Genomic DNA, 22914 nt, shown 5'->3' on the forward strand with positions numbered 1-22914 from the left:
CGGTCGAGCTGATCACGCCGATCGCCATGGACCAGGGCCTGCGCTTCGCCATCCGCGAAGGCGGACGCACCGTCGGCGCCGGCGTCGTGTCGAAAATCATCGAGTAGGAAGCAAGAACCTGACGAGGGGCGCATTTTCCGGGCGGCACTTCAAAACGCCGCCCGGCTTAATCAGAAGACCGCTCGTCGGATAACGGAAGACCGTCATGGAACGTCAAAATATTCGCATCCGCTTGAAGGCGTTTGATCATCGCGTGCTGGACAGCTCCGCGCGTGAGATCGTCTCGACCGCCAAGCGTACAGGCGCGACTGTGCTCGGCCCGATTCCGTTGCCGACGCGCAAGGAGCGTTTCACCGTGAACCGCTCGCCGCACGTCGACAAGAAGTCGCGCGAGCAGTTTGAGGTGCGCACGCACAAGCGCCTTTTGGACATTGTCGATCCGACCCCGCAGACCGTCGATGCTTTGATGAAGCTCGACCTGGCCGCGGGCGTGGACGTTCAGATCAGCCTGGAGCGTTAAGTCATGCGATCCGGAGTTATAGCCAAGAAGATGGGCATGACCCGCGTCTTTAACGACGACGGGGCCCATATCCCGGTGACCGTCCTGCAACTGCAGGAATGCCAGGTCGTCGCCCAGCGTACGGGCGAGCGCGACGGTTATTCCGCGCTGCAACTCGGCGCGGGCGCGGCCAAGGTCAAGCGCGTGTCGAAAGCCGAGCGCGAGCGTTTCGCGAAGGCCAGTGTCACGCCGAAGAAAAAGCTGATCGAGTTCCGCGTCGCCGAGGACAACCTCATCGATGTCGGGTCCGAGATCACGGCCGATCATTTCGTGAATGGTCAGAAGGTCGATGTGTCGGGCATCTCTATCGGTAAAGGTTTTGCCGGCGCCATGAAGCGTCACAACTTCAGCGGCCTGCGCGCCACGCACGGCGTGTCCATCTCTCACCGTAGCCACGGCTCGACCGGTCAGTGCCAGGATCCGGGCCGTGTCTTCAAGGGTAAGAAGATGGCGGGCCAGATGGGCGCCAAGCGCGTCACCACGCAGAACCTTGAAGTGGTTCGCGTGGACGTGGACCGCGGTCTGGTTCTGGTGCTTGGCGCGGTGCCGGGCCCCGAGGGCGGCTGGATCGAGATCCGCGACGCCGTGAAGGGCATCGGCGTGGACGAGGTTCCGATGCCGGGCGCGTTCCGCGCGCCGGGCGCCGAAGACAAGAAATCTGCGGCCAAAGCCGAGGCGGAAGCCCCGGCCGAGAACGAAGCTGAAGCTGCGGACGCCGCGGCCGATGCTGACAGCTCCGAAGACAAGGGCGGCGAAGAATAATGAAGATCGACGTTCAAACCCTGGAGGCCAAAGCGGCCGGTTCGATCGAGCTGGACGAGTCCGTGTTCGGACTTGAGCCGCGCTCGGACGTGCTGCACCGCGTGGTCCGCTGGCAACTGGCGAACCGCCAGGCCGGCACCCACAAGGTCAAGGAGCGCGGTGAAATCTCGCGCACCAAGAAGAAAGCCTATCGCCAGAAGGGCACGGGCGGCGCGCGTCATGGCGCGCGTTCGGCCGGCATCTTTGTCGGCGGCGGCGTGGCGCACGGCCCGCGGGTCCGCGATCACGGTCACGACCTGCCGAAGAAGGTTCGCAAGCTGGGCCTGAAGCATGCGCTGAGCTCCAAGCTGGGCGGCAAGACGCTGATCGTTCTCGACAGCGCCGAGCTGAAAGAGCCCAAGACGGCCGCGCTGCGGAAGGCTTTTGCCGATCTTGGCGTGAAAAGCGCCCTGATTGTTGGCGGCGAGACGCTGGACGAGAATTTCTCCCGCGCCGCGCGCAACTTCCCGGAAGTCGACGTGCTGCCGGTTCAGGGCATCAATGTCTATGACGTGCTGCGCCGCGATACGCTGGTGCTGACCAAGGACGCTGTCGAAGCGCTGGAGGCGCGCCTGAAATGAGCAACGCCAAGCACTATGACACGATTGTCGCGCCGGTAGTGACCGAGAAAGCGACCCTGCTCTCAGAGGAGAACAAGGTTGTTTTTGAAGTGCCGCTGACCGCGAACAAGACCGAGATCAAGGAAGCGGTCGAGGGGCTTTTCAAAGTGAAAGTCGCGGCTGTGAACACGCTTCGCCAGAAGGGCAAGACGAAAATGTTTCGTCGTGTCGAGGGCCGGCGTTCCGACATGAAAAAAGCGATCGTGACCCTCGAAGAAGGTCACTCGATCGATGTCACGACTGGATTGTAGGCGGATAGGATAATGGCTCTCAAGAAGTTCAATCCCACCTCGCCGGGACGCCGGGCTCTGGTCCTGGTCGACCGCAGCGAGCTGCACCACGGGCGCCCCGAGAAGACGCTGACCGAAGGTCTGAAGTCTTCCGGCGGGCGTAACAATGTCGGCCGGGTGACCTCCCGCCGGCGTGGCGGCGGCGCCAAGAAGCTGTACCGCGTCATCGATTTCAAGCGCACCAAGCTTGATGTCGCCGCGACGGTCGAGCGTCTGGAATACGATCCGAACCGCACCGCGTTCATCGCGCTGATCAAGTACGAGGACGGCGAAAAGGCCTATATCCTCGCGCCGCAGCGCCTGAGCGTCGGCGACTCGGTGATCGCCGCCGACAAGGCGGACGTGAAGCCGGGCAACGCCATGCCTCTGAAGGCGATGCCGGTCGGCACGATCATCCACAATATCGAGATGAAGCCGAAAAAGGGCGGTCAGATCGCCCGTTCGGCCGGCGCGTTCGCGCAGCTGGTCGGCCGTGACCAGGGCTATGCCCAGATCCGGTTGTCCTCCGGCGAGCTTCGCATGGTGGAAGATATCTGCATGGCGACCGTTGGCGCGGTCTCCAACCCGGACCATTTGAACATCAATCTTGGCAAGGCGGGCCGCAAGCGTCACATGGGCAAACGCCCGGCGGTGCGCGGCGTTGCGATGAACCCGGTTGATCACCCGCACGGCGGCGGCGAAGGCCGCACCTCGGGCGGCCGTCACCCGGTCACCCCCTGGGGCAAGTCGACCAAAGGCGCGAAGACGCGCAAGAACAAGGCGACTGACAAGTTCATCATTCGCTCCCGTCACCAAAAGAAAAAGCGCCGTTAGGAGAGCTGAGAGAAAATGTCACGCTCTGTTTGGAAAGGTCCGTTCGTTGACGGCTATCTGCTCAAGAAGGCGGAAGCTGCTCATGAAGGCGGGCGTAAGCAAGCGATCAAGACCTGGTCGCGCCGTTCGACAATTATGCCGCAATTCGTGGGCCTGACGTTCCAGGTTCATAACGGCCACAAATTCATCCCCGTGCTGGTGACCGAAGACATGGTCGGCCACAAGCTCGGCGAGTTCGCCCCCAGCCGCACCTATTACGGCCACCAGGCGGACCGGAAGGCGAAGAGGAAGTAGTCATGGGTAAGGCCAAGGCTGAACGCCGCCTCGCGGATAACGAGGCCCGCTCGAAGCTCCGTCTGCTTCGCACCAGCCCTCAGAAGCTGAACCTTGTCGCGCAATCCATTCGCGGCAAGACGGCTGAGAAGGCGCTGGCGGAGCTGGAGTTTTCGCACAAGCGTATCTCCAAGGATGTCCGCAAGGCGCTGGAATCGGCGATTGCGAACGCGGAAAACAATCACGGCCTGGATATCGACTCGCTGGTCGTGTCCGAAGCCTTTGTCGGCAAGAACCTGGTGATGAAGCGTTTCCGCGCCCGTGCGCGGGGCCGCGGCGCCCGGATCCTCAAGCCGTTCTCTGAGCTGACCATCGTCGTGCGCGAAGTCGAGGAGGCCGTCTAATGGGCCATAAAGTAAACCCGATCGGGCTGCGGCTCGGCATCAACAAGACGTGGGATTCGCGTTGGTACGCGAACACCGGCGAATACGGCGATCTGCTGATGGAAGACATCAAGATCCGCCGGATGCTGAAGAAGCGCCTGAAGTCCGCCGGCGTGTCGAAGATCGTCATTGAGCGTCCGCACAAGAAGTGCCGCGTGACCATCTACACTGCCCGTCCGGGCGTCGTGATTGGCAAGAAGGGCGCGGACATCGAGTCCATGCGCCGCGAGCTGGACAAGATCGTCGATGGCGAGGTCTTCCTCAACATCGTCGAGGTCCGCAAGCCGGAAGTCGACGCCACGCTGGTCGCCGAGAACGTCGCGCAGCAGCTGGAGCGCCGTGTTGCGTTCCGCCGCGCCATGAAGCGTTCGCTGCAGTCCGCCATGCGCCTCGGCGCGAAGGGCTGCAAGATTCAGACGGGCGGCCGTCTGGGCGGCGCCGAGATCGCGCGCATCGAGCGTTACCAGGAAGGCTCCGTGCCGCTTCACACGCTTCGCGCCGACATCGATTACGGAACGGCTGAAGCCGATACCGCGATGGGCAAGATCGGCGTGAAGGTCTGGATCTACAAAGGCGAGATCATGGAGCACGATCCGCTCGCCTCTGAGAAACGCCAACAGGATTCCGGCGAACAGCGCGCCCGTTCGGGCCGCCAGGCCGCGTAAAGGTTAGAGACGATGCTGCAACCGAAGCGAACAAAATATCGCAAGGCGCATAAAGGGCGCATCAAGGGCAACGCCAAAGGCGGCGCGGCTCTGAATTTCGGGTCTTACGGCCTGAAAGCCATGCAGCCCGAGCGCATCACCTCGCGCCAGATCGAGGCGACGCGCCGCGCCATTACCCGCCACATGAAACGTGCGGGCCGTGTGTGGATCCGGATTTTCCCGGACGTGCCGGTTTCCAAGAAACCGACCGAAGTCCGCATGGGTAAAGGCAAGGGCTCGCCGGAATACTGGGCGGCCAAGGTCAAGCCGGGCCGCATCATGTTCGAGATTGACGGCGTGCCTGATTCCGTCGCCCGCGAGGCTCTGCGCCTGGGCGCGGCCAAGCTGCCGATCAAAACCAAAATCGTCGTCCGTGACGGCGTAGAGAGTGCTTAGGAGAGAAGTCGATGGATAGCGCTGACATCCACGCGATGAGCCAGGACCAGCTCCGCGACCAGATCGTCAAGCTGAAGAAAGAGCAGTTCAATCTGCGCTTTCAGCAGGCGACCGGACAGCTTGAGAATACGGCGCGCGTGCGCACCGTCCGCCGCGATATTGCGCGGCTGAAGACTGAGCTGGGCGTCAAACGCTCGGCCGAGAATAAAGGGAGCTAACGATGCCGAAGCGAATTCTGCAGGGCGTCGTGGTGAGCGACAAGGGTGAGAAGACGGTTGTTGTCCGCGTCGAGCGGACCTTCCTGCACCCGCTGTACAAGAAAACAGTGCGCCGGTCGAAGAAGTACCACGCGCATGATGAAGGCAATGCCTTCAATGTCGGCGACTTGGTGGAGATCAGTGAATGTCCGCCGAAGTCTAAACTGAAGCGCTGGGAGGTTGTCGGCGCGGTTGGAGCCTAAAGGCTTTCGATCGCACGGCCCCACTAGAAGGGTTGGAGACTCTGCATGATTCAGATGCAGTCAAATCTAGAGGTTGCCGATAATTCCGGCGCCCGCCGCGTCCAGTGCATCAAGGTTCTGGGCGGCGCCGGCCGGCGCTATGCGCATGTCGGCGACATCATCGTTGTTTCCGTGAAGGAAGCTCAGCCGCGCGGCCGCGTGAAGAAGGGCGAGGTTCGCCGCGCCGTTGTCGTGCGCACCGCCAAGGACATCAAGCGCGCTGACGGCTCCGTCATCCGTTTTGACACGAACGCCGCGGTGATCGTGAACAATGCGGGCGAGCCGGTCGGCACGCGTATCTTCGGGCCGGTGCCGCGTGAGCTGCGCGCCAAGCAACACATGAAGATCATTTCGCTCGCGCCGGAGGTTCTCTAATGGCTGCGAAAATTAAAAAGGGCGATCGCGTCGTCATTCTGACGGGCAAGGACAAGGGCAAGACCGGCCAGGTCGTGCGCGTCATGCCGTCTGAATCCCGTGTCGTCGTCGAGGGCGTGAACGTGGCCAAGCGTCACCAGCGTCCGAGCCAGATGGATCCCGGCGGGATCAAGGAAAAAGAATTGTCGATCCACGTTTCCAACGTGGCGCACGCCGATCCGAAATCAGGCGGCGCCACGCGGGTCGGGATCAAGACGCTGGACAGTGGCGAGAAAGTCCGCGTCGCCAAGAAATCGGGCGAGGTCATCGATGTCTGAGGCCAAGGAATACACGCCGCGCTTCAAGACGCGCTATCGCGAAGAGATTCGCGCGCGCCTGAAAGAGAAGTTCGGCTATACCAACGAAATGCAGATCCCGAAGCTCGATAAAGTCGTGCTGAATATCGGGGTCGGCGAAGCCGTGAACGACACCAAGAAGGTCAAGTCCGCTGTTGAGGACCTGACCATCATTGCGGGTCAGAAGGCCCTGACGACGACGGCCAAGAAGTCGATCGCCGGCTTCAAGCTGCGCGAAGGCATGCCGATTGGCGCCAAGGTGACCCTGCGCGGCGAACGCATGTATGAGTTTCTGGACCGTCTCGTGAGCGTTGCCCTGCCGCGCGTTCGGGATTTCCGGGGCCTCAGAGCCAAGAGCTTTGACGGGCGCGGGAATTACTCGATGGGCCTGAAGGAGCACATTGTGTTCCCCGAGATCAATTACGACGACGTCGAGACGGTCTGGGGAATGGATATCGTGGTCTGCACGAACGCCAAGACCGATGAAGAAGCAAAAGCCCTGTTGGCCGAGTTCGATTTCCCGTTCACGAGCTGACGCATCAGGGAGTGCGGAGTCGTGAGGCTCCGCGATCAGGAGGATTAAATGGCTAAAAAAAGCGCCATAGAACGGAATGACAAGCGCAAGCGCATGGCGGACCAGTACGCTGAGAAGCGGGCTGAGCTGAAAGCGATTGCGCGTGATCAGGAGCGTCCGATCGAGGAACGCTTCGCGGCCCAGCTCAAGCTGGCCGAACTGCCGCGGAATTCCGCCCCGTCGCGCATTCGCAACCGTTGCGAACTGACGGGCCGTCCGCGCGGTTACTACCGCAAGTTCAAGATGAACCGGATCGAGCTTCGCAATCTTGCGAACTCTGGCGAGATCCCGGGCATCACGAAGTCGAGCTGGTGAGGACGCACTGATGGCTGTGAATGATCCTATCGGCGATATGCTGACCCGTATCCGGAATGCGCTGATGCGCAACCGGAACAAAGTGGTGACGCCGGCGTCCAAACTGCGCGCCCGTGTTCTCGATGTCCTCCAGGAAGAGGGCTATATCCGCGGCTATGCCGAGGTCGAGGCGGATGGCGTGCACACGCTGGAAATCGAACTCAAATATTATGAGGGCGATCCGGTGATCAGCGATATCGTTCGTATTTCGAAGCCGGGCCGCCGCGTTTATTCGTCGGTCCGCGAACTGCCCCGCGTTCAGAACGGGCTCGGCATTGCGATTCTCTCCACGCCCAAGGGCGTGATGAGCGACCATGCCGCGCGCGAACAGAATGTCGGCGGCGAAATCCTCTGTCACGTAAGCTAAGGGGGCCGGATAATGTCACGTATCGGAAAATACCCGGTCGAAATCCCGAGCGGCGTCGAAGTCACGCTGGACGGCCAGACGGTTCGCGCGAAAGGCCCGAAAGGCCAGCTCGAGCTGACGCTGGTGGACTCGGTGAAAGCCGAGAAGGGCGAGGATGGCATCACCATCACGCCGCTGACCCCGGAAAAGGGCACGGCGATGTGGGGGCTGTCCCGGTCGCTGGTCGATAACCTCGTCCAGGGCGTGGCCACGGGTTTCACGAAAGACCTGGAGCTGGTCGGCGTTGGTTACCGCGCGCAGATGCGCGGTCAGTCGCTGGTCCTGAACCTCGGCCTCAGCCACGAAGTCGTGTATGAGCCGCCGCAGGGCATCCAGATCACCACGCCCAAGCCGACCGAAGTGAAGGTCGAGGGCGCGGACAAACAGGCAGTTGGTCAGGTTGCCGCGGAGATCCGCCGCTTCCGTCCGCCGGAGCCCTACAAGGGTAAGGGCGTGCGTTATGCGGGCGAGTACATCCTGCGCAAAGAAGGCAAGAAGAAGTAGCGATGAAAGATCCCAGGCAGAAAAGCCAACGGCGCGCTTTCCGTGTCCGTTCGAATATCCGCAAAGGCCCTGGCACCGAACGCCCGCGCCTTTCGGTCTTTCGTTCGTCCAAGCACATCTATGCGCAGATCATCGACGATCGCGAAGGCCGCACTCTGGCCGCCGCGTCCTCGCTGGATGACGGCGTGACGGCCAAGGGCAAGAGCGGCGCGGATTCCGACGCCGCCGCCAAGGTCGGCAAGCTGGTCGCCGAGCGCGCGAAGAAGGCTGGCGTCGAAAGCGTTGTCTTCGATCGCGGCGGATATCTGTATCACGGCCGGGTGAAAGCCCTGGCGGACGCCGCCCGTGAAGGCGGACTGAATTTCTAAGAGGACGTAATTATGGCCCGTCGTAATGACGACCGCGAACGCGATAACGAGTTCGTCGACAAGCTGGTCCACATCAACCGCGTCGCTTCCGTGGTCAAGGGCGGCCGCCGTTTCGGCTTTGCCGCTCTGGTCATCGTGGGTGACGAGAAAGGCCGCGTCGGCTTTGGGCATGGCAAGGCGCGCGAAGTGCCGGAGGCCATCCGCAAGGCGACCGAGGAAGCCAAGAAGACCATGATCCGTGTTCCGCTCCGCGAAGGGCGCACGCTGCATCATGACGGCCGCGGCCGTCATGGCGCCGGCAAGGTGCTTCTGCGGGCGGCGCCTCCGGGCACCGGCGTCATCGCCGGCGGTCCGATGCGCGCGGTTCTGGAATCGCTTGGCGTTCAGGACGTGGTCGCCAAGTCCACCGGTTCGTCGAACCCGTACAACATGATCCGCGCGACGTTTGACGCGCTGAAGAACCAGACCAGCCCGCGCGGCATCGCCGCCAAGCGTGGTCTGAAAGTTTCGGATCTGGTCGGTCGCCGTCAGGACGGCGTCAGCGACCCGTCCGCTATGGAGGCGTAGATGGCCGACAAGACCGTTACCATCAAGCAGACCGGTTCGCCGATCCGCCGCCCGAAAGACCAGCGCGCAACGCTGGTCGGTCTGGGCCTTAACCGCATCGGACGCACCCGTACGCTGAAAGATACGCCGGAAGTGCGTGGCATGATCCGGAAAGTCTCCCATATGGTGGAGATCGTAGAAGACTAGGTATCAATCCAGAGACGCGTAAGGCACAGCCGAGTCTCTTCTGGAGGAAAGCATGAAACTCAACGAATTGCGTGATAACCCCGGCGCCTATGCGGACCGCAAGCGCCGCGGCCGTGGTGTTGGCTCGGGTCTGGGCAAGACGTCCGGTTCCGGTCAAAAAGGTCAGAAGTCCCGTTCGGGCGTTGCCCTGAAGGGCTTCGAGGGCGGCCAGATGCCGATCGACCGGCGCCTGCCCAAGCGCGGCTTCAACAAGCCGAACCGCCTGTCCTTTGCAGAGGTCAATATCGGCCGCCTGCAACAGGCCGTCGACGCCAAGAAGCTGGACGCCAAGAAGGCGCTGGACGAAGCCGCGCTGATCGAAGCCGGCGTTGTCCGCCGCCGCCTGGACGGCGTGCGTCTCCTGGGCACGGGCGAGCTGAAAGCCAAGCTGGAGATCACCGTGACCGGCGCGTCCAAGGGCGCGATCGAAGCGGTCGAGAAAGCGGGCGGCAAGGTCACCGTGACCGGCGCGAAAAACGCCAAGTCAGCCGAGTAATCGAACTCTAGGGCGGCGCGCCCCGCAGCGGGCGCGCCGCCGCTTATAGGCTTTTGGAGATTTCATGGCGTCAGCCGCTGAACAACTCGCCCAGAACATGAACTTCTCGGCGTTCGCCAAGGCGTCCGAGCTGCAAAAGCGTATCCTGTTCACTCTGGGCGCGCTCGTCGTGTACCGGCTGGGGACCTATATCCCCGTTCCGGGCATCGATCCGGCGGCTTTCAATCAGGCTTTCCAGAATGCCTCCAACGGCATTCTTGGCGTCTTCAACGCCTTTTCGGGCGGCGCTGTCGAGCGCATGGCGATTTTCGCCCTTAACGTGATGCCCTACATCACCGCCTCGATCATCATGCAGATCATGGCGGTTTCCATTCCTTCGCTCGAGAAGCTGAAGAAGGAAGGGGAAACGGGCCGCAAACAGATCAACCAGTATACCCGCTATCTGACCGTCTTCCTGGCGACGTTCCAGGCCTATTCGATTGCGGTCGGGCTGGAGGTCGGCGGCCTTGTGGTCGATCCGGGCTGGTATTTCCGTATTTCCGCCGTGCTTACGCTGGTCAGCGGCACGATGTTCCTGATGTGGCTGGGCGAGCAGATTACCGCCCGGGGCGTTGGCAACGGTATCTCCCTGATCATCTTTGCCGGTATCGTCGCCGAGTTTCCGCGCATGCTGGCGCAGCTTTTCTCCGCTGCGCGCACCGGAAACCTCTCACCGCTTCTGTTCCTGCTCATTCTTGCCGGCGCGGTCGGGCTGATCCTGTTCATCGTGTTCATGGAGCGCTCCCAGCGCCGCCTGCTGATCCAGTATCCCAAGCGTCAGGTCGGCAACCGCATGTTCGGCGGCGAAAGCTCGTTCCTGCCGCTGAAGCTGAACACCGCAGGCGTTATTCCGCCGATCTTTGCATCCTCCATTCTGCTGATGCCGGCCACTCTGGGCGGCTTCGCGGGACAGGATTCGCCGGAGTGGCTGCAAACCGTGACCGCGCTTCTTGGCCCGGGACAGCCGGCCTATCTGGCCCTGTATTGCGCCATGATCATTTTCTTCGCGTTCTTCTACACCTCGATCGTGTTCAACCCGGAAGATACGGCCGATAACCTGCGTAAATATGGCGGGTTCCTGCCGGGCATCCGGCCGGGCAAGCGGACCGCGGAATATATCGATTACGTGCTGACCCGCCTGACCACGATTGGCGCGATCTATCTGGCCTTTGTCTGCGTCATTCCGGAATATCTCCGGGCGCAGGGCACCAATATTCCGTTCGCTCTGGGCGGCACGTCCATCCTCATCGTCGTGTCGGTGACCATGGATACGGTTTCGCAGATCCAGTCGCACCTGCTGGCGCATCAATATGAGGGCCTGATCAAGCGATCGAAACTGCGGGGGCGTAAACGATGAACCTGGTCATTTTCGGACCGCCGGGCGCCGGGAAGGGCACCCAGGCCAAGAAGCTGGTGGAAGAGCGCGGCTTCGTGCAGCTCTCCACGGGCGACATGCTCCGCGCCGCCCGCAGTTCCGGCACCGCGCTGGGCAAGAAGGTGGCCGGGATCATGGATCGCGGCGACCTGGTTTCGGACGAAATCGTGATCGAGCTGATCGAGAGCGAACTCGAAACACACAAGAATGCGAAGGGCTTCATCTTTGACGGCTTTCCGCGCACCCCGGCTCAGGCCGAGGCGCTGGACGGAATGCTGCGCGCCCACGGCATGCAGGTGAATCTGGTGATTCGCCTGGCTGTGGAGGATGGCGACGAATTGATTCGCCGCGTCCACCAGCGCGCCAAGGATGAAGGCCGTGCGGACGATAACGAGGAAACCCTCCGGAATCGTCTTGCGAACTACCGGGCCCAGACCGAAGCGCTGCTTCCCTATTACGAATCACAGGGGAAGGTGCGTGAGGTGAATGGTTTGGAGAGTATCGAGGCGGTGGCGTCTGATATCGCCGCCATCCTTGATGCAGAAAAGGAAAGCGAAGCTCAGTCCGCCGGTTGATTCTGTCACCGACGGGCGTATAACAGCCGACTTCCGCGAAAAAGGGCGAGAGCCTCTCGCGTCCGGGCTAACAACTGGACGTTAGAGGCCCCTTATCGCGGTTTCGTTTATGGAGATTTACTGTGGCACGTATCGCCGGCGTCAACATTCCGACGAATAAGCGCGTAGAGATCGCGCTGACCTACATTCACGGGATTGGTCCGACGACCGCCCGCAACATCACCGAGCAGGCCGGAGTGCCGCTCGAGCGCCGCGTCAATGAACTGACCGACGCCGAGGTGACCCAGATCCGCGAGATCATCGACCGTGACTTCACGGTTGAAGGCGATCTTCGCCGGGAGGTCGCGGTGAATATCAAGCGGCTCATGGACCTGGGCAATTATCGTGGCCTGCGGCACCGCCGCGGCCTGCCGGTGCGCGGCCAGCGCACGCACACCAATGCGCGCACGCGCAAGGGCCCGGCGAAACCCATCGCCGGCAAGAAAAAGTAAGCAGGTAGGCAAGACCCATGGCCAAGGAAACAGGACGCGTCCGCCGCCGCGAGCGGAAGAACATCACTTCCGGCGTCGCGCACGTGAACGCCTCGTTCAACAACTGCATGATCACCATCACCGACGTGCAGGGCAATACCATCTCCTGGTCTACGTCCGGGACGATGGGCTTCAAGGGCTCGCGCAAGTCCACCCCGTATGCGGCGCAGGTCGCGGCGGAAGACGCGGGCCGCAAGGCCCAGGAGCACGGCGTGAAGACGCTGGAAGTCAATGTGTCCGGTCCGGGTTCAGGCCGTGAGTCGGCGCTGCGCGCGCTGCAGGCTGTTGGTTTCACGATCACGACAATTCGCGACGTGACGCCGATCCCGCACAATGGCTGCCGCCCGCCGAAGCGCCGCCGCGTCTAGTTTTTGAATCTGTCCGGGCGGGCGGTTCGCGCTCTTGTTCCGGACAAAACCCACTTAAAGGTGAGGGTCCAACGTGATTGAAAAGAATTGGCAAGACCTGATCCGTCCGATGAAGCCGGTGATCGAACCCGGCCACGACGAATCCCGCCAGGCCAAGCTGATCGCCGAACCGCTGGAGCGCGGCTTTGGCATGACGCTGGGCAACGCTCTTCGCCGCGTGCTTCTGTCCTCGCTTCAGGGCGCTGCGGTCAACGCCGTGCAAATCGACGGCGTTGTGCACGAGTTTTCGTCCATTCCGGGCGTGCGTGAGGACGTCACCGACATCATCCTGAACTTCAAGCAGCTCGCGCTGCGCGTTCACTCCGAAGGTCCCAAGCACCTGACGCTGAAAGCGTCCGGTCCGGGCGAAGTGACGGCGAAGGATATCGAGGAAACGGCGGACGTCGAGATTCTCGACAAGGATCACTTTATCTGCACGCTCGACGAAGACGCCGAGCTTCGCATGGTGCTGACGGTCGACACCGGCAAGGGTTATGTCCCGGCCGAGCAGAACCGTCCGGAAGACGCTCCGATCGGCCTGATTGGCGTCGATGCGCTGTATTCGCCGGTCAAGCGGGTCTCCTACACGGTTGAAAACACCCGTGAAGGTCAGGTCCTGGACTATGACAAGCTGGTTCTGGAGATGGAAACCAATGGCGTGGTCACGCCGGAAGACGCCGTGGCGTACGCCGCGCGTATCCTGCAGGACCAGCTTCAGGTCTTTATCAATTTCGAAGAGCCGCGTCAGGCCGTTCCGGAAGACTCCAAGCCGGAGCTGGACTTCAACCCGTCCCTTCTCAAGAAGGTCGACGAGCTGGAGCTGTCCGTGCGTTCGGCGAACTGCCTGAAGAACGACAATATCGTTTATATTGGCGACCTGATCCAGAAGTCGGAGGCGGAAATGCTCCGCACGCCGAACTTCGGGCGCAAGTCGCTGAACGAAATCAAAGAAGTGCTGGCCCAGATGGGGCTCCACCTCGGCATGGAAGTGCCGGATTGGCCGCCCGACAACATCGAAGAGCTGGCGAAGAAATACGAAGACCAGATCTAGAGCTGGCTCCGCAAGGGACTTGTTGAATCATGCGTCACGGTAACGGATACCGGAAGCTGAACCGCACCCACGAACACCGCAAGGCGATGTTCGCGAACATGGCGGCTTCCCTGATCAAGCACGAGCAGATCGTCACGACTCTGCCCAAGGCGAAAGAGCTGCGCCCGTTTGTGGAGAAGCTCATTACCCTCGCCAAGAAGGGCGATATCGGATCGCGCCGTATCGCGGTTGGCCGCGTTCGCGACGAGGATATGGTCAAGAAGCTCTTTGACACGCTCGGCCCGCGCTATGAAGAGCGTCAGGGCGGCTATATCCGCGTGCTGAAAGCCGGCTTCCGCTATGGCGACAATGCCCCGATGGCCGTGATCGAACTTGTCGATCGCGACCCCGAGGCGCGCGGCAAGGAAGACCGTGAGCGGGTTGAAATGGAAGAAGCCGCGGAAGCGTAAGGTTTCTTTCCGGATCTGATTTGAAAAGGGCGGTCCTGTTTGGGCCGCCCTTTTATTTTTTGCGTAACATTGCAGCCAGTTAAGCACGCGTTCAGGCTCGCTTCATCGCCTCTGTGCTGACATGCTGGCGCGCTTCAAATTTGATGCGCGCGCCCTTATTTGTGCGACACTTCAACCAAAGGAGATCGCATTGCCCATGTCTTTCCTGCGTATTCTGGTTCTTGCCCCCGCGCTTCTTCTGGCCGCCCCGGCCTGTGGTCAAAACGACTCCGAGCCTCAGACTGGCGATGCCCTGCAAAAGCGCGCGCCGGAATCTGTCGGTGAGATCAAGCTGTCTTTCGCGCCCGTCGCAAAACGCGTCGGTCCCGCAGTCGTAAATGTGAACTCGACACGCGTGGTCAATCAGCGGGTGTCCATGCTGGATTTCTTCTTTGGCGAGGGCGCACAGCCGCGTGGGCGTCAACGTCTGGCCCAGTCGCTGGGGTCCGGCGTGATTGTTCGGCAGGACGGCGTAATCGTGACGAATTATCACGTTGTAAAAGGGGCGCAGGAACTGACGGTCAGCCTCCCTGACCGGCGCGAATTCGACGCCGAAGTCCTGCTGGCCGATGAGCGGACGGATCTGGCCGTGCTGAAGATCGACACGGGCGAGGAAATCCTGCCCACGCTGGATTTCTCCATGTCGTCCAACCTGGAGGTCGGCGATCTGGTTATGGCGGTCGGCAACCCGTTCGGGGTGGGGCAGACCGTGACGCAAGGCATCGTTTCCGCGCTGGCGCGGACCGATGTCGGCCTGACCGATTATTCCTTTTTCATCCAGACTGACGCGGCCATCAATCCGGGTAATTCCGGTGGCGCCCTTGTGGATCTGAACGGCGATCTGGTCGGGGTGAATACCGCGATCTTTTCCCGTTCGGGCGGGTCCAACGGCATCGGTTTCGCCATACCGTCCGAACTGGTCCAGCGGGTGGTGGAATCGGCGTTGGAGGACGGCAAGATCGTCCGGCCCTGGCTTGGCGCGCGTCTCCAGACCGTGACGCCGGATCTCGCCGCGGCCCTCGACCTCTCCCGGCCGCAGGGCGTGCTGGTGAGCGAGATTTATCAAGGCGGACCGGCGGACGAGGCCGGGCTTGAACAAGGCGATGTCATCACCTCCGTTGACGGCTCCGAAGTCTATGACGAACAGGGCGTTCGTTTTCTGCTGGCCACGCGCCGGATTGGCGAAGACGCTGCGTTCAATGTGATCCGTGACGGCGGAACCAGAGAGATCGGGTTCCGCGCCGAGGCCGCGCCTGAAAAACCGGCGAAGGATGAGCGCGTGGTCGAAAGCGCCAGCCCTTTGCAGGGCCTGAAGGTTGCCAATCTTTCCCCGGCTTACGCTGATGAGCTGGGTCTGGACCCGCTGGATGAAGGCGTGATCGTCATTGACGTCGCGCGTGGTTCGGCCGCGGACTATTTTGGCTTCCGGCCCGGTGATCGCCTGATTTCTCTGGGCGATAGCCGCGTCGAGAGCACCCGGAATCTGGACCGTATGCTGCAGCGTCTGGAGGGCGCAAAGTCCTGGCCGATCACGATTGAACGCGGCGACCGGCAAATTTCCCGCACCTTCCGCCTATAGGCGGACCGGGCCTGCATCAAAGCTTTTCCCGCGTGCGGGGAGGTGGGCTAGTCTGGACGGCATGTCCAATCTTTTCGAAGCCGCCGGCCTTGAGAAAGGCGCGCCACGCCCGCTCGCCGATATCCTGCGCCCCGCCAGCCTGGACGAGGTCGCGGGACAGGGTCATTTGCTGGCTGATAATGGGCCCATTGCACGGATGGTGGCGGCCGGCCGTCTGTCATCGGTAATTTTGTGGGGCCCGCCCGGTACGGGCAAGACCACGATTGCCCGGCTGCTCGCCCAGCACGCCAATCTACACTTTGAATCCCTGTCGGCGGTGTTCTCCGGCGTTGCCGATCTGCGCAAGGCGTTCGAGGCGGCCAAGGGGCGCCGGGCGGCGGGTGAGGGCACCTTGCTATTCGTGGACGAGATTCACCGGTTCAACCGCTCTCAGCAGGACGGTTTTTTGCCCTATGTGGAAGAGGGCGTGGTCACGCTCATCGGCGCCACCACCGAAAACCCGTCCTTTGAAATCAACGCCGCCCTGTTGTCCCGGTGTCAGGTTTTCGTCCTGAAGCGTCTGGATGACGCGGCTCTGGAAACACTGGCCCAGAGGGCGGAAACCTATCTGGACGCGCCTTTGCCGCTGACCCAGGGCGCGCGCGAAACCCTGAAGGCGCTGGCGGACGGCGATGGCCGTTATTTCCTGAACCTGGTGGAGGAAGTCTACGCGCTGGACCGCAAGGAGCCGATCGAGACGGCGGAGCTGTCCGAACTGCTGCAGCGCCGCGCCCCGGTTTACGACAAGGACCGGGAGGAACACTACAATCTCATCTCCGCGCTCCATAAATCGGTTCGGGGATCAGACCCCGACGCGGCGCTTTATTGGCTGGCGCGGATGCTGTCGGGGGGCGAGGATCCGCTCTATGTGGCGCGCCGCGTCGTGCGCATGGCGGTCGAGGATATCGGGCTGGCCGATCCATCGGTTCTGACGTCCGCGCTCCGCGCCAAGGACGCCTATCAGTTTCTCGGCAGTCCGGAGGGGGAGCTGGCGATAGCGCAGGCCGTGGTTCACATGGCCGTCGCGCCCAAGTCCAACGCCGTTTACGTGGGCTTCAAGGCCGCCATGCGCGCAGCCAAGGAGACCGGCTCGCTCATGCCGCCTGCGCATATCCGCAACGCGCCGACAAAGCTGATGAAGGATATGGGCTACGGGAAGGGGTACGAATACGACCATGATGCGCCGGAGGGCGCGTCCGGGCAGGATTATTTCCCCGATGAAATGAAAGACCGTCCGATCTTCTACAATCCGAAGGGCGAAGGCGCGGAGGGCCGAATCCTCGAGCGGCTGAAACGCTGGCGGGAGCTTCGTGAAAACCGCCGCGGCCGCGATTCCTGAACATCAGGGCGCTTGTCAGTAGTCCTTCCGCCAGCGCACCGACACGCTGGTATTTTTCGCCGAGCCGAATTGGGAGATAACGGCGAAGTTCTTCAAGGCCTGCCACTCGATCTGGGCGGCCGGGCCTTCAATCCCGCCGCTGGATAGCTCCAGATAGACATCGTCGGTCAGATACTGGCCGCCCGTTACCACGGTTCCTGAAGACCCGCTGGCGATGCTCAGACGGTCCAGCCCCAGGCCGGAACGGATCTGGCCGAGCGCATCGAACCCGCCGCCGCCGGCCAGGCTGGAAAGCGCCGCGGCCATCTGCGCCGCTTCGAGCCCTGACAACTGGCTGACGGAACGACCGAACAGAACCCGCGCCAGAATTTCGTCTTCCGGCAAGGGCGGCTGGCTGGTCAGCGAAATACGCGGCTCCTGCGGGGTGCCGGTGACATTGATGAAGGCGGTCAGTTCGGCCGCGTCATGGGTGGCGGTCAGATCCAGCTCCGACTGGAGGGGATCGCCCTCAAAGCGGATCTCGCCTTCATTGAACGTGAAGCGTTCACCGGCGAAATCGGCGTCGCCGCGTATCACGCTGGCTGTTCCGAAGATTTTCGGGCTGGCGCTGGTGCCGCCGATCCGGGCGTCCAGTCCCATTTCCACGTTCACGGTATTGGTGCGGACAAACAGCCGGCGCGGCGCATCCAGCGAAATATCCAGAGTGAACGGCGTACGCCCGCGCCCCGAAACCGTTTCTTCCTCGGGGTTTTCCTGGCCGGGCTTGTTGATTTCCACGACTTCGATCGTCGTTACGCCGGGCGGACCGGTGTTGGGAGGACGGAATTCGCCCCGGTTGATATTGATATCGCCTTCGATGGTCGGTGACTCGGGATCGATATTGATTGAAATCTCGCCGCTGGCGTCGACCTGTGCATCCCGGCGGTTGGCGACTTGGAAATTCTGGAAGTTGGCGCTGATTTCGCCGCTCCAGCCGCCTTCGACAGATCGCGCCTGGCCGCTGCCGGAGAGGGTTCCGTCCTCTTCATCACGGCCCTCCAGCTGTGTAACCGCCACGCGGCCATTAGCGAACTCGGCACGCGTTTCCAGATCGCGCAGCGCAATGCCGGACACGCCGTCATCGAAGCGGCCGTTGCTCAGTTGAACCGTGCCGTTGAAGTCCTGCCGGCTCATCGTGCCGCCCAGCGTCAGCCGCGCATCAATGTCGCCGCCCAGCCGCTGTTCCGGGCCGGTCACAAGCGAGGCGATGGAATCTATCGCGCCCTGAAGCGCCGCCTGACCGCTTAGCGGGCCGTCGGAATTAAGCGCCACGGGGATCAAGCCGGCATTGGGGTTGATGGCGATGCTGGCATTGCCGTTTGCGCGCATGTCGGCCTCGTCGCGCGCTTCCAGGGTCAGGTCCAGGCTGGACTGGGTTACATCGCCGGTCAGCGTCACGTTCACCGGCGGCAGGTCGTCGTCAGCGACATGGGCGTCGTTTACCGCCGCGCGAAGATCGCCGGACAGTTCGCCGTTGCGATTGATGATTTCAGCGTCCGCGTTCAACGTGCCGCGCAGGCGCGCGCCCGCGCGCATGGCTTCCAGGACCGCCAATGGCGCGTCTCTTACCTCCAGCGCCAGCCGCCGGATTTCCGGACTGCTATCCAGCTCCAGATTCAGCACGCCCTCGTCGAAACTCAGGGACGCGCGCAACTGGCTCTCGCCGCCGCCAAAGCGATAGGTAAGCGGATCCCGCGTGGAAAACGCCAGACGCCCGTACTCTCCGTTAAAGTCCACTGTCACGCGCCGGCCGGTCTCGGAGTCTTGCAGCACACCTTGCGCTTTTAGCGTGGAGGGCAGACCGCGGACGGAGCCATCGGCGGCGAGGGTGAATTCCAAATTGTCGAGATAGCCTTCGGTTTGTGCGGAAACGGTCTCCAGCCGGATATCCTGTTCCGGGAAGAGCAGGCTCTCGCCCTCGACCGACAGGGCGACATATTGCCGATCATTGCGCGTGGATAGCGTCAGCGATCCGTCCAGCGCGCCGGGATAGGGCGAGGGGCCTTCCCCGGTCTTGGTCAGTTCGACAGAGCCCTCAGCGCCGCCATTGCCCAGCGCCAGATTGCCCGCGGCAGTTACGTCAGCCAGTTCGGCGCGCAAATCGCCGAGCTGCAGACCGGATTCGCTGCGCGCCGCCGTGAAAGAGGCGGCCGCCGGGCCATATTTGGTTTCGGCTTCGGCAATAACATCGGCTTTCAACTCGCCGGTCAGGCTCTCAACCTTGAACTCGGTGCGCGGACGCTGGAATGCGACTCCGCCGGCGTCCAGCGTATCGGCAAACAGGGTGAGATTGATGGACGGATCGTCCAGCGGACCGCTGAGCGCGCCACGCGCCAGAATCGTGCCCCCGATTTCCGCGCTGCCAACCGTCAGGGGGCCATTGATCCGGCCCTCCAGGTCCAGACCGTAGCCGTCCTCAGATCCCAGCGTTCCTGTCGCGCCGAACGCCGATTTTTCGGATTCGATGCGGGCCTCGTCCACGGTGATTTGTCCGGAGCTTGCGATGCTGACATTGGCCGTATAGCGCGGATCGGCGCCGACGATGTCGCCGATCAGTTCCTGTTCGGCCGCAAAGCCCTGGACGCCGCCCTGAAGCCGGATTCGATAGGGCGAGTCACTGCCGCCGCGGCGCACTTCGGCGCGGGCGTTCAACCGGCCGCCAAAACTCTCGGAAAGCTGCGCCAGATCGGCTTCGCTCACGCGGGCGTCGACTTCCATGACGCCGGACTTCACGCCATAGGCGATGCGGGCGTCCGCGCTCAGTCCGCCGCGGACCGTCAGGGGGTCGATACTGACCTGACCGGACTCAAGGTCGTAGCGGCCTTGCAAAGCGGCCGTGACGCGGTCGGCCAGCAGATTGTCCAGCGCCGCCTGTGTCGAGGTGACGGACGTCATCGCCAGATCGCCTTCAAACCCGATACCGCCGTCGCCATAGGTAAAGGCAACGGGTCCGGTGACTCGCCCGGCTTTCAATAGCGACGCCTCCAGAGCCTCCAGCTCCGCCACGCCTTCGCCGGAAATAATGCCATCGGCCCGGCGGATCACGCCGTTCCAGTTCAAAATACTGGCCTGCACGGCCCCGCCGGACCAGTCGCCCAGCTGGCGCAATGTGAGATCGGTGTTCACGCCTTCGGTGAGGTCGGCGCCCGACGCCTCCACGCTCAACAGTGGCGCGTCGATGGAAATATCCAGCGCGCGGGTCTCGGTTTTGAAATCGCCGATCGTGATATCGAAATCGGCCTGGTCACCGGCCCGGCTGGAAAGCGCGGACAGCATGGGCCAGCCGCCCATGTTCAGTTGTCCTTCTATATCCAGCCTTGTTTCGGTCCAGGCGATCGCGGCGTCGGCGATGGTGTTTTCACCGAAGGCCAGACCCAGATCGCCGCCGCCATCCTGCTCGTCTCCGGAAAGCAGGGCGGTGAGGGTGGTGTCTTCGCCCTCGGGCGCATTCATCAGTTCGGATATCAGCCCATTGGCGGCGCTCTGCGCATCCAGGTCCAGCGCAACGCCTTCGCCCGGTTGATGAGACAGGTTCAGGGCCAGACGGTCCTTGTTCTCGGTCAATTCCTCGGCGTTCAGGACGATACGGGTGCGGCCGCCCGGGCTGTATCGGGCTTCGCCTTCGGCCCGCAGAACCGCGGGCTGTCCAAATGCGTCCTCCCGGATGTCGAAGCGGTCGATATTCAGACGGTCCAGCCGGATTGAAACGGGCAGAGCGCCTCCGCCGCCGTCTTCGCGCGCCTCTTCCTCGGACTCCGGCAGGCGGTAAAGCGTGATGGTGTCTGCGGCCAGCTCCTCGATGATCAGGTTCTTGCGGACCATGCGCACCGGGCGCCAGCGAAGAATCACATCCTCGATCTCCAGCCACGTTCCGTCTTCATCGACCAAAGCAATACGGTTGGCCTCGAGGCTTGAGAGCAAATTGCCGTGCAGACCTTCAATTTGCAGCGTCCCCGCGCCGCCAATCTTGCGCCCGTCCAGCTTGGATTGCGCAAAGCGCGCGCCGGACTCGGACATCGTGAAGCTCAGCAAGCCGACGATGACGAGCGACAACAACACCAGAAACCCGGCGAGGCCGAGGGTGCTGTAGCGAACCCATTTTCTGGACCAGACTTTCATCGATCAGAACGCCTGACCGATGCTCAGATAGATCTGCACGCCGTCCCCGCCGGACAGGGGGAAGGCGACATCGCCTCGGATGGGGCCGAAGTCGGTGTGATACCGAACGCCGACGCCCGCGCCGGTCTGAAGATTCTCGAAGCCCGGCAAACCGTCCCGTTCGACCGAACCCGCATCCACAAACACCACGCCGCCCCAGCGGCCGCGCAGTTTGGCGCGCACCTCGGCGCTCATCTCGATCAGGGACCGTCCGCCAATGGGGTCGCCTTCGGCGTCCTCCGGGCCGATGCCCTGATAAGGGAAGCCGCGGACGGAACCGCCGCCGCCGGCATAGAAGCGCCGGTCCGCCGGAAGGTCGGCGGCCGAAGCGCCGAAAATCGTGCCGGCGCGGAACAGGCCGGCCAGAACAATCCGGGGATTGCCCGAAACCTGCTTGTAGGTGGAGAAATTGGTGACCGCGCGCAGATAGACCAGTTCTTCATCGCCAAAACCGGTCGCCGGGGCCAGCGTCACGCCTGCCCGGAATCCTTCCGTTGGATCCAGCGTGTCGTCGGTATCGTCATAGCGCACATCGGCAAGGCCGGAGAGGATGGCGAAATCACGCTCGCCCGTCTGGAAATCCTCGACACGGCTGACTTCGACCTCCGCGCCCAGAGTACCGACGATATATTCCGTGATGGGTTGTTCGGCGCGCACGCCGGCCGTTGCCGCCTTGCGGTCGAACGCGTCCGTTTCTTCCTGGGTTACGTCGCCCAGCACCGTGAATGTGCGGTCCGGATAGAAGAAATGCGGGAAGTCCAGCTCGGCGTGGAGATTGCGCTCCAGGCTGGCCAGCTTGGCCGAGAGGCGCAGCGTTTCGGCTCCGCCGAAGATGTTGCGCTTGGTCCAGAGCGTTTCGACGCCAATTCCTTCGCTGGTGGAATAGCTGGCGCCCGCCTCGATCGTCCGAGTCCTGCCTTCCTCCACGCTGACCAGAATGTCGCGCCGGGCCCAGCCTTCGCCTTCGGGCGCTTCGGCCAGTTTGATGTCCACAGAGTCGAAAGCGCCTGTCCCGGCGATGCGGTCTGAATAGGTCTGGATATCTTCCGGGTCGTAAATCTCGCCTTCTTCGAACGTGCTGAAGGAGCGGAAATAGCCGGGGCGGATGTTACAGTCCTCGCATACGACAAGTTCGCCGTAGCGGGCGGGGCGGGCCGTCTCCAGGTTGAAGGTCACGTTCATCTTGTCGCTGGCGTGGTCGACCACGGCCCGCCGCCGGTCTGCCTGGGCGTCGGGATACCCGGCTTCCCGCAATCTAGTGACCGCCTGCGCTTCCGCGGCCACGACCTTTTCCGCCAGCGCCGGTTCTCCGGACGTCAATTCCGCTCCGGCGCGAATACGCTCGGCAATCGCCGGGTCATATAGCGGGCGGGAATAATCGAATGTCAGCGATCCGAACATGAAGCGCGGTCCGGGCCGGACATCGACAATCGCCTGCGGCGGCTCGCTCGCCTCCGCGAAGGATTCGATCTGGGCGGCGTAATAGCCTTGAGAGCGCAACAGCTGGTCGATCCGGCGGGCGGCGTCACGGGCGTTGCGCCGCGCCTCGATCAGGTTTCCGGATTCGCTATCGGGAAGAATGCGGTCGATTTCCTCCCTCAGGCCCTCATGTTCGTCCGGCAGACGAATTTCGGGCGCCGCGAACGCAGAGCCAGTTGCAAGCAAGGCAAAGCCGGCGCAGGCGCTGGCGAGG

At 62.5% G+C, this 22914-nt stretch carries 32 protein-coding genes; 30 read left to right on the plus strand and 2 right to left on the minus strand.

Features of this window, described 5'->3' with window-relative positions; all coding sequences use genetic code 11:
• The 30 genes from H2040_RS05100 to H2040_RS05245 form a co-directional block, all read left to right on the plus strand.
• Nucleotides 1-107, plus strand: a 107-nt coding sequence (locus H2040_RS05100) for an EF-Tu C-terminal domain-related protein (protein WP_287155851.1), incomplete at its 5' end; no start/stop codon positions are given.
• A gap of 98 nt (nt 108-205) precedes the next feature.
• A complete protein-coding gene (rpsJ, locus tag H2040_RS05105) occupies nt 206-520 on the plus strand; it encodes a 30S ribosomal protein S10 (protein WP_022699317.1) in 315 nt (104 codons plus the stop codon).
• Nucleotides 521-523: 3 nt separating this feature from the next.
• Nucleotides 524-1321: a 50S ribosomal protein L3 gene (gene rplC / locus H2040_RS05110; RefSeq protein ID WP_353844793.1), complete on the plus strand. Its 798-nt coding sequence runs from the start codon at nt 524-526 to the stop codon at nt 1319-1321.
• A complete protein-coding gene (gene rplD, locus H2040_RS05115) occupies nt 1321-1941 on the plus strand; it encodes a 50S ribosomal protein L4 (RefSeq protein ID WP_287155514.1) in 621 nt (206 codons plus the stop codon). Before rplC ends, rplD begins: the two co-directional genes overlap by 1 nt.
• Nucleotides 1938-2231: a 50S ribosomal protein L23 gene (locus H2040_RS05120; protein WP_287155523.1), complete on the plus strand. Its 294-nt coding sequence runs from the start codon at nt 1938-1940 to the stop codon at nt 2229-2231. Before rplD ends, H2040_RS05120 begins: the two co-directional genes overlap by 4 nt.
• Nucleotides 2232-2243: 12 nt before the next feature.
• Nucleotides 2244-3083: a 50S ribosomal protein L2 gene (gene rplB / locus H2040_RS05125; protein ID WP_022699321.1), complete on the plus strand. Its 840-nt coding sequence runs from the start codon at nt 2244-2246 to the stop codon at nt 3081-3083.
• Nucleotides 3084-3098: 15 nt separating this feature from the next.
• Nucleotides 3099-3377 carry a 30S ribosomal protein S19 gene (gene rpsS / locus H2040_RS05130; protein ID WP_022699322.1) on the plus strand — a complete coding sequence of 93 codons (279 nt, stop codon included), beginning with the start codon at nt 3099-3101 and terminating at the stop codon, nt 3375-3377.
• A gap of 2 nt (nt 3378-3379) precedes the next feature.
• Nucleotides 3380-3760 carry a 50S ribosomal protein L22 gene (gene rplV / locus H2040_RS05135; protein WP_022699323.1) on the plus strand — a complete coding sequence of 127 codons (381 nt, stop codon included), beginning with the start codon at nt 3380-3382 and terminating at the stop codon, nt 3758-3760.
• A complete protein-coding gene (gene rpsC, locus H2040_RS05140; RefSeq protein WP_022699324.1) occupies nt 3760-4464 on the plus strand; it encodes a 30S ribosomal protein S3 in 705 nt (234 codons plus the stop codon). The genes rplV and rpsC overlap by 1 nt, the downstream gene beginning before the upstream one ends.
• 12 nt (nt 4465-4476) lie before the next feature.
• Nucleotides 4477-4899 carry a 50S ribosomal protein L16 gene (rplP, locus tag H2040_RS05145; protein ID WP_022699325.1) on the plus strand — a complete coding sequence of 141 codons (423 nt, stop codon included), beginning with the start codon at nt 4477-4479 and terminating at the stop codon, nt 4897-4899.
• Between the two features lie 11 nt (nt 4900-4910).
• Nucleotides 4911-5117 carry a 50S ribosomal protein L29 gene (gene rpmC / locus H2040_RS05150; RefSeq protein WP_022699326.1) on the plus strand — a complete coding sequence of 69 codons (207 nt, stop codon included), beginning with the start codon at nt 4911-4913 and terminating at the stop codon, nt 5115-5117.
• A 2-nt stretch (nt 5118-5119) separates the two neighbouring features.
• On the plus strand, nt 5120-5359 hold the full coding sequence (rpsQ, locus tag H2040_RS05155) for a 30S ribosomal protein S17 (protein WP_022699327.1): 240 nt from the start codon (nt 5120-5122) through the stop codon (nt 5357-5359).
• Between the two features lie 45 nt (nt 5360-5404).
• Nucleotides 5405-5773, plus strand: coding sequence for a 50S ribosomal protein L14 (rplN, locus tag H2040_RS05160; RefSeq protein WP_022699328.1), 369 nt, complete (start codon nt 5405-5407; stop codon nt 5771-5773).
• A complete protein-coding gene (gene rplX, locus H2040_RS05165) occupies nt 5773-6090 on the plus strand; it encodes a 50S ribosomal protein L24 (RefSeq protein WP_022699329.1) in 318 nt (105 codons plus the stop codon). The genes rplN and rplX overlap by 1 nt, the downstream gene beginning before the upstream one ends.
• Nucleotides 6083-6643, plus strand: coding sequence for a 50S ribosomal protein L5 (gene rplE / locus H2040_RS05170; protein ID WP_022699330.1), 561 nt, complete (start codon nt 6083-6085; stop codon nt 6641-6643). The genes rplX and rplE overlap by 8 nt, the downstream gene beginning before the upstream one ends.
• 48 nt (nt 6644-6691) lie before the next feature.
• Nucleotides 6692-6997, plus strand: a complete 306-nt coding sequence (rpsN, locus tag H2040_RS05175; protein ID WP_022699331.1) for a 30S ribosomal protein S14 — start codon at nt 6692-6694, stop codon at nt 6995-6997.
• A 10-nt stretch (nt 6998-7007) separates the two neighbouring features.
• The gene (rpsH, locus tag H2040_RS05180; protein WP_022699332.1) at nt 7008-7403 is read left to right on the plus strand and encodes a 30S ribosomal protein S8; all 396 of its coding nucleotides are present in this window, start codon (nt 7008-7010) and stop codon (nt 7401-7403) included.
• A 12-nt stretch (nt 7404-7415) separates the two neighbouring features.
• Nucleotides 7416-7946 (plus strand): 50S ribosomal protein L6, encoded by a 531-nt coding sequence (gene rplF / locus H2040_RS05185; RefSeq protein ID WP_022699333.1) that lies wholly within the window; start codon nt 7416-7418, stop codon nt 7944-7946.
• A 2-nt stretch (nt 7947-7948) separates the two neighbouring features.
• On the plus strand, nt 7949-8314 hold the full coding sequence (gene rplR / locus H2040_RS05190) for a 50S ribosomal protein L18 (RefSeq protein WP_287155605.1): 366 nt from the start codon (nt 7949-7951) through the stop codon (nt 8312-8314).
• Between the two features lie 12 nt (nt 8315-8326).
• Nucleotides 8327-8881, plus strand: a complete 555-nt coding sequence (gene rpsE / locus H2040_RS05195) for a 30S ribosomal protein S5 (protein WP_022699335.1) — start codon at nt 8327-8329, stop codon at nt 8879-8881.
• On the plus strand, nt 8882-9067 hold the full coding sequence (gene rpmD, locus H2040_RS05200) for a 50S ribosomal protein L30 (RefSeq protein ID WP_287155628.1): 186 nt from the start codon (nt 8882-8884) through the stop codon (nt 9065-9067). It begins immediately after the preceding gene.
• 52 nt (nt 9068-9119) lie between these two features.
• Entirely contained in the window at nt 9120-9602 is a 483-nt protein-coding gene (rplO, locus tag H2040_RS05205) for a 50S ribosomal protein L15 (RefSeq protein ID WP_022699337.1), read from the plus strand.
• 64 nt (nt 9603-9666) lie between these two features.
• On the plus strand, nt 9667-10998 hold the full coding sequence (gene secY / locus H2040_RS05210) for a preprotein translocase subunit SecY (RefSeq protein WP_353844795.1): 1332 nt from the start codon (nt 9667-9669) through the stop codon (nt 10996-10998).
• The gene (locus tag H2040_RS05215) at nt 10995-11591 is read left to right on the plus strand and encodes an adenylate kinase (RefSeq protein ID WP_287155635.1); all 597 of its coding nucleotides are present in this window, start codon (nt 10995-10997) and stop codon (nt 11589-11591) included. The genes secY and H2040_RS05215 overlap by 4 nt, the downstream gene beginning before the upstream one ends.
• Nucleotides 11592-11713: 122 nt before the next feature.
• Nucleotides 11714-12082, plus strand: coding sequence for a 30S ribosomal protein S13 (gene rpsM, locus H2040_RS05220; RefSeq protein WP_022699340.1), 369 nt, complete (start codon nt 11714-11716; stop codon nt 12080-12082).
• A gap of 17 nt (nt 12083-12099) precedes the next feature.
• Nucleotides 12100-12489 carry a 30S ribosomal protein S11 gene (gene rpsK, locus H2040_RS05225; RefSeq protein WP_022699341.1) on the plus strand — a complete coding sequence of 130 codons (390 nt, stop codon included), beginning with the start codon at nt 12100-12102 and terminating at the stop codon, nt 12487-12489.
• A 73-nt stretch (nt 12490-12562) separates the two neighbouring features.
• A complete protein-coding gene (locus H2040_RS05230) occupies nt 12563-13579 on the plus strand; it encodes a DNA-directed RNA polymerase subunit alpha (RefSeq protein ID WP_022699342.1) in 1017 nt (338 codons plus the stop codon).
• Between the two features lie 29 nt (nt 13580-13608).
• Nucleotides 13609-14028, plus strand: a complete 420-nt coding sequence (rplQ, locus tag H2040_RS05235) for a 50S ribosomal protein L17 (protein ID WP_022699343.1) — start codon at nt 13609-13611, stop codon at nt 14026-14028.
• Nucleotides 14029-14224: 196 nt separating this feature from the next.
• The gene (locus H2040_RS05240) at nt 14225-15646 is read left to right on the plus strand and encodes a DegQ family serine endoprotease (protein WP_287155654.1); all 1422 of its coding nucleotides are present in this window, start codon (nt 14225-14227) and stop codon (nt 15644-15646) included.
• Between the two features lie 61 nt (nt 15647-15707).
• Nucleotides 15708-17024: a replication-associated recombination protein A gene (locus tag H2040_RS05245; RefSeq protein ID WP_287155656.1), complete on the plus strand. Its 1317-nt coding sequence runs from the start codon at nt 15708-15710 to the stop codon at nt 17022-17024.
• Nucleotides 17025-17039: 15 nt separating this feature from the next.
• On the opposite strand, the gene H2040_RS05250 is transcribed toward H2040_RS05245, so the two are convergent.
• Together H2040_RS05250 and H2040_RS05255 are read right to left on the minus strand one after the other, a co-directional pair.
• On the minus strand, nt 17040-21182 hold the full coding sequence (locus H2040_RS05250) for a translocation/assembly module TamB domain-containing protein (protein ID WP_287155663.1): 4143 nt from the start codon (nt 21180-21182) through the stop codon (nt 17040-17042).
• Between the two features lie 3 nt (nt 21183-21185).
• A complete protein-coding gene (locus H2040_RS05255) occupies nt 21186-22886 on the minus strand; it encodes an autotransporter assembly complex protein TamA (RefSeq protein WP_287155671.1) in 1701 nt (566 codons plus the stop codon).
• Nucleotides 22887-22914 lie beyond the last annotated feature (28 nt).

This window comes from Euryhalocaulis sp. (assembly GCF_013911995.1).
Classification (GTDB): domain Bacteria; phylum Pseudomonadota; class Alphaproteobacteria; order Caulobacterales; family Maricaulaceae; genus Euryhalocaulis; species Euryhalocaulis caribicus.

Bases quoted from the DNA above. Each gene is read 5' to 3' on its own strand.
- rpsJ (WP_022699317.1), top strand. From the start codon at position 206: ATGGAACGTCAAAATATTCGCATCCGCTTGAAGGCGTTTGATCATCGC.
- rplC (WP_353844793.1), top strand. From the start codon at position 524: ATGCGATCCGGAGTTATAGCCAAGAAGATGGGCATGACCCGCGTCTTT.
- rplD (WP_287155514.1), top strand. From the start codon at position 1,321: ATGAAGATCGACGTTCAAACCCTGGAGGCCAAAGCGGCCGGTTCGATC.
- H2040_RS05120 (WP_287155523.1), top strand. From the start codon at position 1,938: ATGAGCAACGCCAAGCACTATGACACGATTGTCGCGCCGGTAGTGACC.
- rplB (WP_022699321.1), top strand. From the start codon at position 2,244: ATGGCTCTCAAGAAGTTCAATCCCACCTCGCCGGGACGCCGGGCTCTG.
- rpsS (WP_022699322.1), top strand. From the start codon at position 3,099: ATGTCACGCTCTGTTTGGAAAGGTCCGTTCGTTGACGGCTATCTGCTC.
- rplV (WP_022699323.1), top strand. From the start codon at position 3,380: ATGGGTAAGGCCAAGGCTGAACGCCGCCTCGCGGATAACGAGGCCCGC.
- rpsC (WP_022699324.1), top strand. From the start codon at position 3,760: ATGGGCCATAAAGTAAACCCGATCGGGCTGCGGCTCGGCATCAACAAG.
- rplP (WP_022699325.1), top strand. From the start codon at position 4,477: ATGCTGCAACCGAAGCGAACAAAATATCGCAAGGCGCATAAAGGGCGC.
- rpmC (WP_022699326.1), top strand. From the start codon at position 4,911: ATGGATAGCGCTGACATCCACGCGATGAGCCAGGACCAGCTCCGCGAC.
- rpsQ (WP_022699327.1), top strand. From the start codon at position 5,120: ATGCCGAAGCGAATTCTGCAGGGCGTCGTGGTGAGCGACAAGGGTGAG.
- rplN (WP_022699328.1), top strand. From the start codon at position 5,405: ATGATTCAGATGCAGTCAAATCTAGAGGTTGCCGATAATTCCGGCGCC.
- rplX (WP_022699329.1), top strand. From the start codon at position 5,773: ATGGCTGCGAAAATTAAAAAGGGCGATCGCGTCGTCATTCTGACGGGC.
- rplE (WP_022699330.1), top strand. From the start codon at position 6,083: ATGTCTGAGGCCAAGGAATACACGCCGCGCTTCAAGACGCGCTATCGC.
- rpsN (WP_022699331.1), top strand. From the start codon at position 6,692: ATGGCTAAAAAAAGCGCCATAGAACGGAATGACAAGCGCAAGCGCATG.
- rpsH (WP_022699332.1), top strand. From the start codon at position 7,008: ATGGCTGTGAATGATCCTATCGGCGATATGCTGACCCGTATCCGGAAT.
- rplF (WP_022699333.1), top strand. From the start codon at position 7,416: ATGTCACGTATCGGAAAATACCCGGTCGAAATCCCGAGCGGCGTCGAA.
- rplR (WP_287155605.1), top strand. From the start codon at position 7,949: ATGAAAGATCCCAGGCAGAAAAGCCAACGGCGCGCTTTCCGTGTCCGT.
- rpsE (WP_022699335.1), top strand. From the start codon at position 8,327: ATGGCCCGTCGTAATGACGACCGCGAACGCGATAACGAGTTCGTCGAC.
- rpmD (WP_287155628.1), top strand. From the start codon at position 8,882: ATGGCCGACAAGACCGTTACCATCAAGCAGACCGGTTCGCCGATCCGC.
- rplO (WP_022699337.1), top strand. From the start codon at position 9,120: ATGAAACTCAACGAATTGCGTGATAACCCCGGCGCCTATGCGGACCGC.
- secY (WP_353844795.1), top strand. From the start codon at position 9,667: ATGGCGTCAGCCGCTGAACAACTCGCCCAGAACATGAACTTCTCGGCG.
- H2040_RS05215 (WP_287155635.1), top strand. From the start codon at position 10,995: ATGAACCTGGTCATTTTCGGACCGCCGGGCGCCGGGAAGGGCACCCAG.
- rpsK (WP_022699341.1), top strand. From the start codon at position 12,100: ATGGCCAAGGAAACAGGACGCGTCCGCCGCCGCGAGCGGAAGAACATC.
- rplQ (WP_022699343.1), top strand. From the start codon at position 13,609: ATGCGTCACGGTAACGGATACCGGAAGCTGAACCGCACCCACGAACAC.
- H2040_RS05240 (WP_287155654.1), top strand. From the start codon at position 14,225: ATGTCTTTCCTGCGTATTCTGGTTCTTGCCCCCGCGCTTCTTCTGGCC.
- H2040_RS05245 (WP_287155656.1), top strand. From the start codon at position 15,708: ATGTCCAATCTTTTCGAAGCCGCCGGCCTTGAGAAAGGCGCGCCACGC.
- H2040_RS05250 (WP_287155663.1), bottom strand. From the start codon at position 21,182: ATGAAAGTCTGGTCCAGAAAATGGGTTCGCTACAGCACCCTCGGCCTC.